Source organism: Ulvibacterium marinum, assembly GCF_003626755.1.
Taxonomy (GTDB): Bacteria; Bacteroidota; Bacteroidia; order Flavobacteriales; family Flavobacteriaceae; genus Ulvibacterium; species Ulvibacterium marinum.
The window spans coordinates 229,808-243,077 of sequence record NZ_RBCJ01000006.1; the positions used below are offsets into that span (position 1 = coordinate 229,808).

Below are 13,270 nucleotides of genomic sequence, written 5' to 3' on the forward strand. Positions count from 1 at the left end.
TTGAACATATGAAAAAAACAATTTGTTTTAGCAGCTTATTTTTGGCCTTGATATTGAATAGTGCTGTATCCTTTGCTAATATCGACCCTAAAAAATCAATTAAAAAGAAACCTCGCAATGTAATCTTTATTCTTACGGATGACCATAGGTATGATTATATGGGTTTTACGGGAAAAGTACCTTGGTTGGAAACACCCAACATGGACAAATTGGCCGCTGAGGGTGCCTATTTGCCCAACGCATTCGTAACTACTTCCTTATGTTCTCCAAGTAGAGCTTCCATTTTAACAGGACAGTTTTCGCACACCCATACCATTGTTGACAACCAAGCACCAGATCCCGGAAACCTTACCTATTTTCCACAACATTTACAAAAAGCGGGCTATCAGACCGGGTTTTTTGGAAAATGGCATATGGGAGATCATGGGGATGAGCCACAGCCCGGTTTTTCACATTGGGAGAGCTTTCCCGGACAGGGGGTATATTATAACCCTACCTTGAACATCAACGGGAATCGAGTAGCTTATAAGGATTCGACTTATATTACTGATTTGTTGACCGAACATGCCGTGGATTGGCTGGAGAAACGTGATAAAAAGAAACCGTTTTTTCTATATCTATCCCATAAAGCGGTACATGCGGGTTTTCAACCGGCTAGACGTCACAAGAGAAAGTATAAGGGAAAGAAAATTGCCTTGCCCAAAACCTATGACCAGACCAAGACTGGAGCATATAGAGATCTCAAGTGGCCACAATGGGTCGCGGATCAACGTATAAGTTGGCATGGAGTGGATTTTATGTATCATGACAACCGAGATTTACACGAGATGGTGGTGGACTATTGCGAAACGTTACTGGGAGTTGATGAAAGCGTTGGCACTGTTATGGAATACTTGAAAAAAGAAGGCCTGGATGAATCCACTTTGGTAATCTATATGGGGGATAATGGTTTTAGCTGGGGGGAGCATGGTTTGATCGATAAGCGGCATTTTTATGAAGAATCTGTTAAAGTTCCATTGTTGGTACGTTGCCCGGAATTGTTCCAAGGTGGAAAAACTCCCAAGCAAATGGTACAGAATATTGATGTGGCACCGACCATTTTTGATGTTGCCGGAGTAAAAAAACCGGACTATATGCCAGGTGTTTCCTTTGTTCCCATTTTAACGGGAAATACGGATGCACCTTCCCGTAAGGAAGTTTTTTACGAATATTATTGGGAATACGACTTTCCGATGACTCCCACAGTATTCGGAATGCGTACCGATAAATATAAGTACATCAAATATCAAGGAATATGGGATAGGAATGAACTCTACGATTTGGAAAATGATCCAGATGAAATGTATAATCTCATAGCGGATCCGGACAAGCAGGAAATTGTAAAATCGATGGCCTCTGCCATCTATGATTGGCAGGAGCAAACGGGAGGGATGAATATACCCTTAAAACGCACCGTTAAATATCGATACGGGGATTACAGGCATAAAAATGAATACTAAGGAACCTTTACTTTAAAAAGCAATTTTCCGTGTTTCCTTTCCTAGGGCATCAAAAATACGTATTTCTGCAGCATTAGTATTGATTGTTAAAGTTCTGCTGGATTGTGACTGGAAGGTACTGCCCCAGTAGAATTCTTGAACACTATGGGAACCGTCCTTATACTTAATTTGGGACCTTACCTCGTTGGGTTCTAACCGGACTAACCTCTTGAACAACTTTTGCCTGGGCTCAAAAACCCGCAAGGAATCATTGTTTTGGGAAGCTACAACAAGCATTTTCTCGTTATCGATATTAAGGGTCACCAAACTTTTACCATCTCCGGGTACAAGAAAATGACTTTTTTCCAAGGCAATGGGAGTAAAACTCCCTTTTCCTGTGTTTTTAAGGGCTAAGCCAACAAGAGCATCAGCAGGACCTTGCTGTACTTCCATCCCATAATCGTTACCTACTAACAATAGATCGACAAAATTATCATCATCCAAGTGTTTTGGTACTATTCCATAGATAGGAGCCAATTGTGCGGCGGTAGGCAGTGGGTGGATTTCAAATTTTCCGTTCCCAAGGTTTTCTACCCAAGAGGATTGCATATAGTTAAAGGATAAAACTGTGGCATCATCCAAAAGTCCATCCGAAAACATTTCAGGAAGCGTAGATTCCCCAAAAGCCCCGAATGAATTGAATTTTTTACGAATACCTACAAATTGTTTGGTAACATCTTGCCAGGGATGGTATAAGTACTCTTTTCTTGTACCTATGCTATCCCTTAGGTAATAGGAAATTAGGGGATCTATAGTGCCATTATCATCCAAGTCCTTGGCATATACTCGAACAGGCTCTTCAGCACTGCCCTTGAAATATATATTTTTCCCGGAATTTCCGGCTATATAATCCATATCGCCATCGTTGTCGAGATCCGCTGCCGCAAGGCTGTTCCACCAGCCTAGGTTGTTAGCTATGCCTGTATCCTTTGTGACTTCTACCAGTTTTCCATTTTCATTTTTAAAAAAACGAAGGGGCATCCATTCTCCGGCCAAAATCAGGTCTGGCCAGAAATCACCATTGAAATCTGTCCAAAGGGCATCACTAATTAATCCGGGATTAGTTTCAGGGAAAACATCCTTGGTGGCATCAACAAATTTTGGATTGCCCTTTGTACTCTCATTTCGCAGTATGTAAGAACGATCCGCCATGGGATAGGAAAAAGGTAAAACCCTGCTCCCTACAAATAAATCTAAGTCACCGTCCCTATCATAATCCGCGGCTTTAACTGCGGAGGAATTTGCAGTAATATTCGGTAGCGATTCTTCGCTTTCCGTAAAGTTGCCTTTTCCATTGTTGAGTAATAGTAAATCTTTATAGAATTCATGCCCGGCCGGGTATTGTCCGCATCCCCGGGCGATGTATAGATCTAGGTCACCATCGTTATCAGCGTCAAAAAGTAATGTCCCTGCATCTTCCTCTTGCAATTCAGCATCTTTTTTATAGGTTACTTCGCTCTGTTTGAACGTACCGCCCTTCTGTTGTAAAAACCATTTCTGTTTGAATTTTCTACTTGCGGCCACGAACATATCTTCCAAACCATCATTGTTGACATCACCGATAGCCAATGAAGGTCCATATTGCGAAAACTTATGGGGAAGGGTGCGCTGAAAATTAAAATCAATAAAATCATGGTCCTCACTCAAATGATCTAGATTATAGTTTTTGGACACTTCTTGAAAATCAATTTTTCCTATTTTGTCTTTTGTATCATCTACTCGTAAAGCAGAAGTATTATAGGTTATCTGTAATAGCGTATCCACCTTTACATTTGTTAACTTCTGCTTGCCTTCACCGGGCCAATAAATAATGATGCTATCGGCTACCGTAGCATTGCCCAATCCAAAGTGCAGTATGTTTTCTGGTTGCGAAAGATAACCACGCCCCGATAGGACAGACTTCTTTTGAATTATACCCTTTGTATAAAGTTCCGCTACTGCTCCAATAGCTGCTGTATTTTCTTTTTTTCCGATTAATTGCATACGGAGGTAATTGTTGTTTGAAGCTGTCTGGTCCAAATTATTCCTTAACAACAAGACGGGTTCATTAATATTATTTATGACCAAATCCAGATCACCGTCGTTGTCCAAATCACCATAAGCCGCACCGCTAGAAAATGTACCAAAGTTCAAACCCCATTCTTGAGTTACATCCGCGAAACCTAGGTCTCCCTGATTTTTAAAAACAAAATTTGGGATTTTTATTTCGGGAATAGCGGCAATCAGGGTTTCCTTGCTTACCAAACGACTGGCAGTTATCCTAAAATCCCCAAAATCCCGATCTGTTACATCCTTGGGGAAACCATTTGTGATAAATAAGTCTTGCCAACCATCATTGTCCAAATCGGCAAAAAGGGGAGCCCAGCTCCAATCCGTTTCTTGGACTCCGGCATACATCCCCATATCTCCAAAAATGGGATTCCCAGTTTCCGGATTGATGCCTAAATTCAATTGCATCGTATTACGTGCATACTGGTTTTCGTATCCATATTTTTTTGTGAAGATCTCCTTTTGGTAACTACTGGGCCCCTGAAACAATTTTTTACGTTTATTATAATAAGGTTGCATTTCCGTGGTATAAATGTCCATGCGCCCATCATTGTCGATATCCGCCAAGTCGCTGCCCATAGAGGAAAGACTAAAATGTTGGAAGACTTCGCCGGCACGGTTGGTAAATGTGCCATCCTGATTATTTATGTACATTAGGTCATTGCTCAAGAAATCATTCGCAACGTAAATGTCCAACCAGCCATCTTCATTAAAATCATTGATCAGGGTGCTATGACTATATCCATGGTAACGGATGCCTGCCTTTTCGGAAATATCCACAAAATAGGGATGTTGAAGACTATCGTTCCATTGGTTTTCGTAAAGTTTGTCCCTGCTCAGTGATGTACCGTCATCTTCTAAGGGTCGAAATTCAGTGGGATCAATACCCTCGATCCGATTTACCCCGATAAATAAATCCAAATCCCCATCATTATCATAATCAAAAAATTGTGCGTGGGAGGAATAGGTATAGTCGGCAATACCATACGCTTTACCCATCTCCTTAAATATGGGAATACCCTTGTCGTTGGTCCCTTGATTTATATAGAGCAGATTTCTTCGGCGTAACGAATCTTTATAAAAGGTGTTACAAACATAGATATCCTTTTTGCCATCAGCATTAACATCAACAATTGAAACCCCGGAAGACCAAAAAAGAGAATCCGGTTTCCCTATTAACGCCTTTTGTGAAATGTCTTCAAATTTTAGATTTCCTCTATTTAAGAACAGTTTGTTGTCCACCTGGTTTCCCGCAAAAAAAATGTCATCCAGCCCATCGTCATTTAAATCGCCCAAAGCGACCCCAGCACCGTTGTATACGAATTCGTTATCAATGATATTTATAGAATCGTTCTCAACAAGTTGATTGTTGAAATGAAGTCCGGATTGCACAGGTTCAATCTTTGTAAAAAGGGTAGGGGAAGGGTCCTTTTGTCCGCAGGAGGTGAGAAGTATAAGGAGTACAATTCCAAAAAATATGGAATTACTAGAAATTAAATTCTTCATTATATTTATTGTTCAGGTCTAAAGCGGTCAGCATACAAAGATGCAAGAAGACGACGAAAGAAACAAAAAAAGGACGCTCTTAAATTTAGAAGGCCTTTTGCGAATGCAGCAGCCATTTGATTCTTTGTAAATGGAAAAACTTAGGTTAAGAGTAGAATTTAGAAGTATATTATCTTTCGAAGGCCTCTTTTAACTGATAAAAAAACCGTTCCAGAAGCCTTAAATCTTCTGTAATAATCTCGGCACCCCCCCGCATTTCCTGTTTAAACTCGATTTCCTTGCCATAGCTGGTAATCATTTCCTGTGGCAAGGAAACATCCACTAAATAAAAGCCGTCCTTGTCTGGTGTTAAGGAAATATTTTCAACTTTTCCACTTAAAATACCAAATTCGGTCTCGGGATAGTTTTCGAGTTTCACATTTACATATTGGCCAAGTTTAATTTTGCCAGAATTTTGCGAGGGTGTTTTTAATTTTGCCACATAGTCCAAATTGTTGGAAGGTATAATGGTGAAAACAAGATCCCCCTGGAATACGGACTGGTTCTGGTCCCAATAGTTCATAAAGGAAACCTTGCCATCAATTTCCGATTTAAATACAAAAGTGTTTTCCCAATTCTTAATGGCCTGTTTTAACTGATTAAAAGCTTGAATGGTGGTCTTTAACAATTGAATTTCCTCTCGGGTCCTAGAAATCTCGGTTTCTTTGGATGTTTTTTTAGCCCCTCCGATTGCTTCCCTAATCTGTGAAATAGAAGCGCCAAGGGTTTTCGTATTTCTTTCAGAGGACAGTACTTCCAACTTTTTATTTTCAAATTCTTGTTGGGAAATAACTCCCTTTTCGTACAAGCCTTCATGGCGTTCCAAATCACTTTCCTTAAAAGCTAGTTCGGATTTGCTCAAAGCATATTGATCTTCCAGACTAGATAGCCTCTTTTTGAGCTCGGCCAAGGAAATCTTGTTGGCAATCGCCTCGTTGGAAAAAGGTTCTAATCGCTTGTTCAATTTGTATTGAAAATAGCTGTTCTCAAACAGAGCAAAACTTTGGTTGATATCCCCCAAAAAAAGAATGGGAAGACTGTCAAAGGGAAACTCAATGGATTGGTCTGATAGTCTGATGGTATCAATTATCGATTGTAGGTATAAGACGTCTTCTGTATTCGCTGTGTTCTCTAAGACTGCCAAAACTGTATTCTTTGTAACTTTTTGTGATTCACCAACGTGAATCGAGTCAAATTTGGCGGAAACCATGGCAAATTCCTTTTGGGGAGGGGTTTTGGTCGTAATGATAGCTTGGGATACTATTAAATCCGGGTACTTTATAAACCATGAAATGGCCAGTACCAAAATGATAAGTGATAGGAACAAGGTATTGCCCCAGCGTATCATCCAATGAGGGACCCGTGTAAGTATCTCCTGAACTTCTTCGCTCCGTAATTTTATGTTGTCCAAAGTATCTCCCATTTATTTGCTCAATTCCAATTGATTTTTCACTAAATTAAAGTATGCCCCTTGTTGTTTTATCAAATCCTGGTGATTTCCAATCTCAACAATCTTGGCATTGTCCAATACCACAATTTGATGGGCATTTTTTACAGTACTTAACCTATGGGCGATTACTATAACGGTTTTGTTCCTAAAGAACCGATCCAATTTTTCCATAATTACCTTCTCATTGTTGGCATCAAGCGCCGAGGTTGCCTCATCAAAAAAAAGGTAGTCCGGATCTTTATATACCGCTCTTGCTATGAGCAATCTTTGTTTTTGTCCGGTACTTAACCCTACACCCTCCATTCCTATTTTGGTATTATAGGATAACGGTAATTCTTCTATGTATTCTTCAATATTGGCTACATCAACTGCATATTTCAAGCGTTTTTTATCAATATGGTCTACTCCTATGGCAATGTTATTGGCAATGGTATCATTGAAGATATAGTCCTCTTGCATGACAACGCCGCACTTGTCCCTCCAGACTTTTTGAGATATATTCCTGATATCATAGGTGCCAAATTTTATTTTCCCTTTGGAAGGTTCATAAAACCGCAATAGCAATTTCATCAAGGTGGTTTTCCCGCTACCACTGGCCCCTACAATTGCGGTAATTTTATTGGCCGGAATATGTAAATTTAACTTTTGAAGAACAAATTTGTCAGAACCTCTGTACCTAAAGGATAGGTCCTTTATATGAAAATCAAGATTATCAGGAATATCATTGATTTTGTTCAGAATTTCGCTTCCTTCGTCTTTCTTGTTATGTATTTCACCAAGACGTTCCAATGATATTTTGGCATCCTGAACTTCTTTAATAAAATTGATCAATTGGGAAATAGGGGAATTCAACTGACCGACAATGTACGAAATGGCCAACATCATCCCTAGAGTGATTTCCCCATCAATGACCAATTTGGCGGAAAGGACAGTAATTAGAATGTTCTTTAGCTCGTTAATGAAGCCGGAACCCACACTTTGGTATTGTTCCAGAGCCAAGCTTTCAATAGAAATTTTGAACAAGCGGGCCTGCAGGAATTCCCATCCCCAGCGTTTCTTTTTCTCGGCGTTGTGAAGTTTTATGGTCTGCATCCCATTAATCAACTCAATCACCCTACTTTGTTCTTGGCTTATTTGTGAAAACCGTTTATAGTCTAAATCCCTACGTTTTTTCAGGAAAATTATGATCCAGCCAAAATATAGGATACTGCCAATTAAAAATATACCGAAAATCAAGAGACTATAGTAGGCCAGGACCAACCCAAATACCACTACATTTATCATGGAAAACAGGACATTCAATGAGGAGGTGGTAAGTATGCGCTCAATACGGCTATGGTCATTGATACGCTGAAGTATATCTCCAGTCATTCTGGAGTCAAAAAAGGATATGGGGAGTTTCATTAGCTTGATAAAAAAATCGGAAACTAAGGAAATATTAATTCGGGTACTGAGATGTAACAATATCCAACTTCGGATTACCTCAACTCCTGTCCTTCCTAGAAACAGGGCCAACTGCGCAAATAGAATAAGGTAGACAAAATTAATATCTTGGTTTTTGATTCCTACATCTACTACACTTTGGGTCAAAAATGGGAAGATAACCTGTAATAGGCTACCTGCCAAAAGACCGATGACCAGCTGCCAGATAAACCTTTTATATTTTATCAAGTAGCTTGTTAAGAATAACAGTCCTAAGGGCTTTACCTGTTCATCAGCGAGGTCACTTTCATAAAATTTTGATGTAGGCTCTAACAATAATGCTATGCCTTCCTCGGTGTTCTCGTCGGCGTTGTTGCCGATCCATGATTTTAACAATTCTTCTTTAGAGTGGTTTAATAATCCGTAACCCGGATCGGAGATTTTTAGGATATCTCCATTTTTTTTTCTTCTTTCCGCCCCGTACAGCACCACAAAGTGAACCTTGTTCCAGTGTAGGATACAAGGCAGAGGCGCTTTTAAAAGTTCTTTATAGGAAAGTTTTACACCAAGACTTTTGAAACCCAAGTGCTCAGCGGCATCACTTAGGTCCAATAAACTGCTTCCAGACCGTGTGGTTTCACTTATTTCCCGGATGTGGGGCAAGGAAACAGTTTTGCCATAGTGCTTTGCAATAATTTTTAGACATGTTGGGCCACAGTCTTTGCTATCAGGTTGGGTATAATGTGGAAACTTCTTTAGCATAGACCACTTTGGAAATTTTGTATTTTTAACTTTGCTTTTAAATGGCGGTTTGGAATTCGGGATTGGGCAACAACATTTTTATTTTTTCCTTTACTTCTGTTTCGGAGTACTTATCGATATCAAGGGAATCCCCAAGCCCATTGGCCTTTACCCGGGCTGCGTTACCATTTTGATCTATAAATTTATTCATAGGGACAACTAGCATGGGTACGTTGTGATGGAAGGCCTCCTTTACCGAACCCAATCCACCATGGGTGATGAACAAATTAGTATGGGACAATACATCTTGTTGTGGTAGATAATCAAAAGTGAATACATTGTCAGCGTTTTTTAGCTCCATTGTGTGATTGCCTTTTGAAATTATAAGTATGGTTCCTGAAAGTTCTTCCACAATTGAAATTACTGAATTGAAGAAGTTGGTAACCTTTGGACCTTGTGCTAGGGTGCCAAAGGCCATATAAATCACCTTGAAATTGGTTCCAAGGAGGTATTCCCTTTTTAGGTCTAAATAGTCGGAGGTATAATAGGCACTTTCATTTTTTGAAGATACTTTTTCAAAGAAATGTACGTGTTTGGGTAGTTTAAATGTTGGGAACTCCAACTCGTTGGGAAGAAGGATAAGGTTTTCGACACTTTTAATGCCCCTATTTAAGGAATGTTTTAGATCCACTTGTTTTTTCCAATCCATTCCGTACTTCTTACAGTGTTCTTTCCATAAAAAGGTTTCGTCCTTTCCAAGAAAAGCGATTTTTAGAATCATTTCTCGAAATCGTTGTTTAAACAATTCCTTAAACCATAAATAGCTTATCTTCATTTTAGATAATATCCCGGTTCGGGGAATGAAGCTGGAAGTCATCGGAGGAATACCTCGTGTCTTTCCTGAGTATACTTTGGTATGTACTATGGTGATATTTGGGACAAAAGGTCTAAAGAAAAAATAGTATTCGGACATGCTCTGATCAATATATACATGGGTGGGCTTGTATTCTTTGATTAGTTCTTGTGTTCTGCGAAACGCATTTTCAAACTCATCCTTTCTTTCTAAATAATATGTTTTTGAAATCAAGCTTTTTAGAAACAAACCGAGAAAAGATTTGTAATTTTTAATGATATATTCGGATAAGTATTCAAATTCTTTACATTCGAAACCTTCATCTTGAACCGTTTTAATAAGAGGGGCGGTGGCCGTAAAAATTACTTTTTCACCATGTCCAGCATAGGTATGAGCTAGCCCGAAAACAGGGTAGTAATGACTAAGAAAGGGTTGTATTACGAAGAGTTTCATCCGTTTTAAGGATTTGGCTCTGGTTTATACAGAGCCAAATACAAGATCTAATTAATATCCACAGACCCCCTGACCAGGTTGTAATACGGTACCGCCAGGTACCCCAGGTGGGCAATTTACAGGAGTATATGGAATAGGACAGAAACAATAGGGGGTAGAACCTCCCTTGACTGTCTTTAGTTGTTCCTTGGACAACAATTTGTCCGAGAATTTGGAAATAAGCTTTTTCATCTTTTTAATTTTAAAGATTAATAAATAATTTATGTAAACTGATCTGCAAATCCTCTTGAATTGTCTCTGTAGCCACATGTCCAATATAAAATGGATTAAGGCCTTGATAAAATCCAACCACGAAACTTCTTCCGTACGATTATTCAAAAATGTTCACACTTACCTTTGTAATTTTAACATGTTGCATGTATAAGTAAGAAGCTAGAATAGTACGAAAAAATTATTTCGTAATTCCTATAATTATAATAGTATTTTACTTACATAAAGTAATGAATAATAATTTGGTAATGTGCTTAAAACTTTGTTAAATAATAATTGATTAGTTTTTATAATATCTATCAAAAGTATCTATAGAATTTCTTCTTATCTGGTGTCGAGAGTCATATTACTTGTAATTCCTGTTTCTAATATTTCTAAAGTCCGATTTACAAAAAACAAACTACGAGTATAATAGATGAAAAAAAGCTTTCTGATATTAGGCCACGATGTGTTGATTCTTTTTTAATAGATTTAATTAAAAATACTTGGAGCTTTAATATCTTGAATTGCTGAGAAATTGTAGGTCTAGGTCAATAGATTTAGCAATATGGCAAGTATTCGTTTAACTTCTCTTTTTAAGCTAAAAGACCATGGTTTTCGAGGATTATAGGAACAATTATGACTTAGGAATTTGTACATTGAAAATTGAATTCTTGCATAAGGAATCGATTTAGGTCACTTTTCCTGTCTAAATTGAATTATGTTTGAATTTTTTTTAGAAAGAAACTCAGAGGAAGATATGTATTTGGAACCATACATTTTAGTAGACACTCGGCTTTTAAACCCAAAACCTTTATTTTGAATATTTTCGAAGAGTTTGGCAGTGGAGGTGAAAACTACTTTTTCACCTTGGTCAGGATACGTATGTTTTAGCCCGAAAGCAGGGTAGAAAAGCTTTGGAAAGGCAGTATCTGGAATAGTCTAACTTTTAAAATTTAGCCCTGTAATCACAGGGCTAAACTTAAAACTATGATTACTAATTGATGATAAAGGCTTTTGAATGTACCTTGCACCGAAAAAAATTTAGAACACAGTTGTCACTAACAGTATTGGGGAGGTAGTGGACCCCCGCAACACCATCCTGGAGGACAATCCACCGGACTATTACCGCAGAAACAGTATGGTGTGCTACCACCCTTTACGGTCTTTAACCGTTCCTTGGACAACAACTTGTCCGAGAATTTTGAAATGATTTTTTTCATTTTTTCAAATTTTTAAGATTAATAAATAATTTATACAAAGTGATCTTCAAATCCATGACATAAGCGGGTTTGCCGTACGGCAACAATAGTTGATTTACTATAGCGGTGTTAGTAGTGGTTCGATGTTTTGCGTTCTTACTTCCGTACCACGTACCACGATACCATTAACCTTAAATGATTTGTAAAGAATGTTTTAGAACGCAAAACTTTAAAATCCGATTGTACCCAAGCATTCTATGGTTTCGCAAAACTTAACTCTATTTGCCACGGTCTGGGTAATAGTTATAAGAAGCAAAAAAAACCAATCAAGGTATTCTTGTTTCAGTATGAACCGAACTAGATGTGTTTTACGGTTATTTATGGGCAACCACCAACTCCTGAAGGTACCTGACTTCCATTAGTATAACCCCAAGGACAGGCAATAAAAATACCGCTGCCAACACAAAAACAATAGGGGGTATCCCCTCCTTTAACCGTCTTTAACTGTTCCTTGAACAACAATTTGTCCGAGAATTTGGAAATAAGCTTTTTCATTTTTTCAAATTTTAAGGTTAATGAATAATTTATATAAACTGATGTGCAAATCCATAACATAAATGGGTTTACCATACAGTGCTAATGTTTAACTTACTGTACTAGTATTGGCTATGGCTTCATGTTTTAAACGTTCTTACTTCCGTACCACGATACCATTAACTTTAAATGATTTGTAATGAACGTTTTAAAACACGAAACTTCAAAATTCTATCGTACCAAAATATTCTGAAGTTTCGCAAAATTTAAGTCTATTAGCACAATCCGGATAAAAGTTATCAGGATTCGAAAAAAGACCAATCAAGGTGTTCCTATTTTAACATAAACCGTACTAGATGTGTTTTACGGTTGTTTACGGGCAGCCACCTACTCCTGAAGGTACATGACCTCCGGGGCCATAGCCAGGAGGGCAGGCAACATAGGCACTACTGCCAACACAAAAACAATAGGGGGTAGCCCCTCCTTTAACTATCTTTAAGTGTTCCTTGGACAACAATTTGTCCGAGAATTTCGAAATAAGCTTTTTCATTTTTACATCTTTTACGATTACTAAATAGTCTATGAGAACTGATTGGCAAATCCTGAAGTTTTCAAATTTTGGATATCCTTCTTTTGATTACGCAAGAGCAAAGGCCAGTTCGTTATTACTCTCAATTTATACAATCCGATTTCGAGATTGTAGGATTTTATTAATGAAAACTATAAGCTTGTTTATAAATGGCATAAAAGTTTCGGTACCAAAGAAAATATCAGAGTTTAAAGTATGTGGTATCAGCTGTAATAACAAATGTTATTATTATTTTCTTATATTATTTATAAGTTTATTACTACATATTTATATTTTTCTTATATTAACATGGGATATTTTTCTTTTTTGATCTTTAAATCGTTTCGTTATGCCCCAGGGAGAGATAGATATTTCAATTCTAAAATACAGAAAAGAAAAAAGGATCAGTCAAGCTGATTTTGGAAGATTGGTAGGTGTAAAGCAAGCTACTGTTTCCAATTGGGAATCAAAAAAAGTAATCCCCTCAGGGAAGCATCTAGAACGTATAAGGGAATTGATGGATTCTCAAATTCCAGATGGAAAGCCCAAATCAAGCTCGGATGAATTGGCCTTGCTTAAAGAGCTGTTATCGGCCAAGGAAGAAATAATTGTACACCTAAAAACTACGATTGATAGAATAAAGGAGGGGTGAAATGTAATATACGT

General features: G+C 38.1%; 10 protein-coding genes. 2 read left to right on the forward strand and 8 right to left on the reverse strand.

Annotated elements, in window-relative coordinates:
• The first annotated feature begins 8 nt into the window (after positions 1-8).
• The gene (locus D7Z94_RS24295; RefSeq protein WP_120714247.1) at positions 9-1,499 is read left to right on the forward strand and encodes a sulfatase family protein; all 1,491 of its coding nucleotides are present in this window, start codon (positions 9-11) and stop codon (positions 1,497-1,499) included.
• Positions 1,500-1,511: 12 nt separating this feature from the next.
• Here the strand turns inward: D7Z94_RS24295 and D7Z94_RS24300 are convergent, their stop codons facing one another.
• From D7Z94_RS24300 to D7Z94_RS25720, 8 genes are all read right to left on the reverse strand, one after another.
• Positions 1,512-5,093, reverse strand: a complete 3,582-nt coding sequence (locus D7Z94_RS24300; RefSeq protein ID WP_120714248.1) for a VCBS repeat-containing protein — start codon at positions 5,091-5,093, stop codon at positions 1,512-1,514.
• Positions 5,094-5,262: 169 nt separating this feature from the next.
• Positions 5,263-6,555 carry an HlyD family secretion protein gene (locus tag D7Z94_RS24305; protein ID WP_120714249.1) on the reverse strand — a complete coding sequence of 431 codons (1,293 nt, stop codon included), beginning with the start codon at positions 6,553-6,555 and terminating at the stop codon, positions 5,263-5,265.
• Positions 6,556-8,766, reverse strand: a complete 2,211-nt coding sequence (locus tag D7Z94_RS24310; RefSeq protein ID WP_120714250.1) for a peptidase domain-containing ABC transporter — start codon at positions 8,764-8,766, stop codon at positions 6,556-6,558.
• Between the two features lie 37 nt (positions 8,767-8,803).
• On the reverse strand, positions 8,804-10,051 hold the full coding sequence (locus D7Z94_RS24315; protein WP_120714251.1) for a glycosyltransferase: 1,248 nt from the start codon (positions 10,049-10,051) through the stop codon (positions 8,804-8,806).
• A gap of 51 nt (positions 10,052-10,102) precedes the next feature.
• Positions 10,103-10,282: a hypothetical protein gene (locus D7Z94_RS25565; protein WP_147415992.1), complete on the reverse strand. Its 180-nt coding sequence runs from the start codon at positions 10,280-10,282 to the stop codon at positions 10,103-10,105.
• Positions 10,283-11,361: 1,079 nt separating this feature from the next.
• Positions 11,362-11,523 (reverse strand): hypothetical protein, encoded by a 162-nt coding sequence (locus D7Z94_RS25710; RefSeq protein WP_158594719.1) that lies wholly within the window; start codon positions 11,521-11,523, stop codon positions 11,362-11,364.
• Positions 11,524-11,880: 357 nt separating this feature from the next.
• Positions 11,881-12,057 (reverse strand): hypothetical protein, encoded by a 177-nt coding sequence (locus D7Z94_RS25715; RefSeq protein WP_158594720.1) that lies wholly within the window; start codon positions 12,055-12,057, stop codon positions 11,881-11,883.
• 352 nt (positions 12,058-12,409) lie between these two features.
• Entirely contained in the window at positions 12,410-12,586 is a 177-nt protein-coding gene (locus D7Z94_RS25720; protein WP_158594721.1) for a hypothetical protein, read from the reverse strand.
• A gap of 367 nt (positions 12,587-12,953) precedes the next feature.
• Here D7Z94_RS25720 and D7Z94_RS24325 point away from each other — a divergent pair, with 367 nt between their 5' ends.
• Entirely contained in the window at positions 12,954-13,256 is a 303-nt protein-coding gene (locus D7Z94_RS24325) for a helix-turn-helix domain-containing protein (protein WP_120714253.1), read from the forward strand.
• Positions 13,257-13,270: the final 14 nt, after the last annotated feature.

What these genes read in the sequence shown, in the direction of transcription:
- D7Z94_RS24315 (WP_120714251.1), bottom strand. Translation starts at nt 10,051, where the DNA reads ATGAAACTCTTCGTAATACAACCCTTTCTTAGTCATTACTACCCTGTT.
- D7Z94_RS25715 (WP_158594720.1), bottom strand. Translation starts at nt 12,057, where the DNA reads ATGAAAAAGCTTATTTCCAAATTCTCGGACAAATTGTTGTTCAAGGAA.
- D7Z94_RS25565 (WP_147415992.1), bottom strand. Translation starts at nt 10,282, where the DNA reads ATGAAAAAGCTTATTTCCAAATTCTCGGACAAATTGTTGTCCAAGGAA.
- D7Z94_RS24300 (WP_120714248.1), bottom strand. Translation starts at nt 5,093, where the DNA reads ATGAAGAATTTAATTTCTAGTAATTCCATATTTTTTGGAATTGTACTC.
- D7Z94_RS24295 (WP_120714247.1), top strand. Translation starts at nt 9, where the DNA reads ATGAAAAAAACAATTTGTTTTAGCAGCTTATTTTTGGCCTTGATATTG.
- D7Z94_RS25710 (WP_158594719.1), bottom strand. Translation starts at nt 11,523, where the DNA reads ATGAAAAAAATCATTTCAAAATTCTCGGACAAGTTGTTGTCCAAGGAA.
- D7Z94_RS24310 (WP_120714250.1), bottom strand. Translation starts at nt 8,766, where the DNA reads ATGCTAAAGAAGTTTCCACATTATACCCAACCTGATAGCAAAGACTGT.
- D7Z94_RS24305 (WP_120714249.1), bottom strand. Translation starts at nt 6,555, where the DNA reads ATGGGAGATACTTTGGACAACATAAAATTACGGAGCGAAGAAGTTCAG.
- D7Z94_RS24325 (WP_120714253.1), top strand. Translation starts at nt 12,954, where the DNA reads ATGCCCCAGGGAGAGATAGATATTTCAATTCTAAAATACAGAAAAGAA.
- D7Z94_RS25720 (WP_158594721.1), bottom strand. Translation starts at nt 12,586, where the DNA reads ATGAAAAAGCTTATTTCGAAATTCTCGGACAAATTGTTGTCCAAGGAA.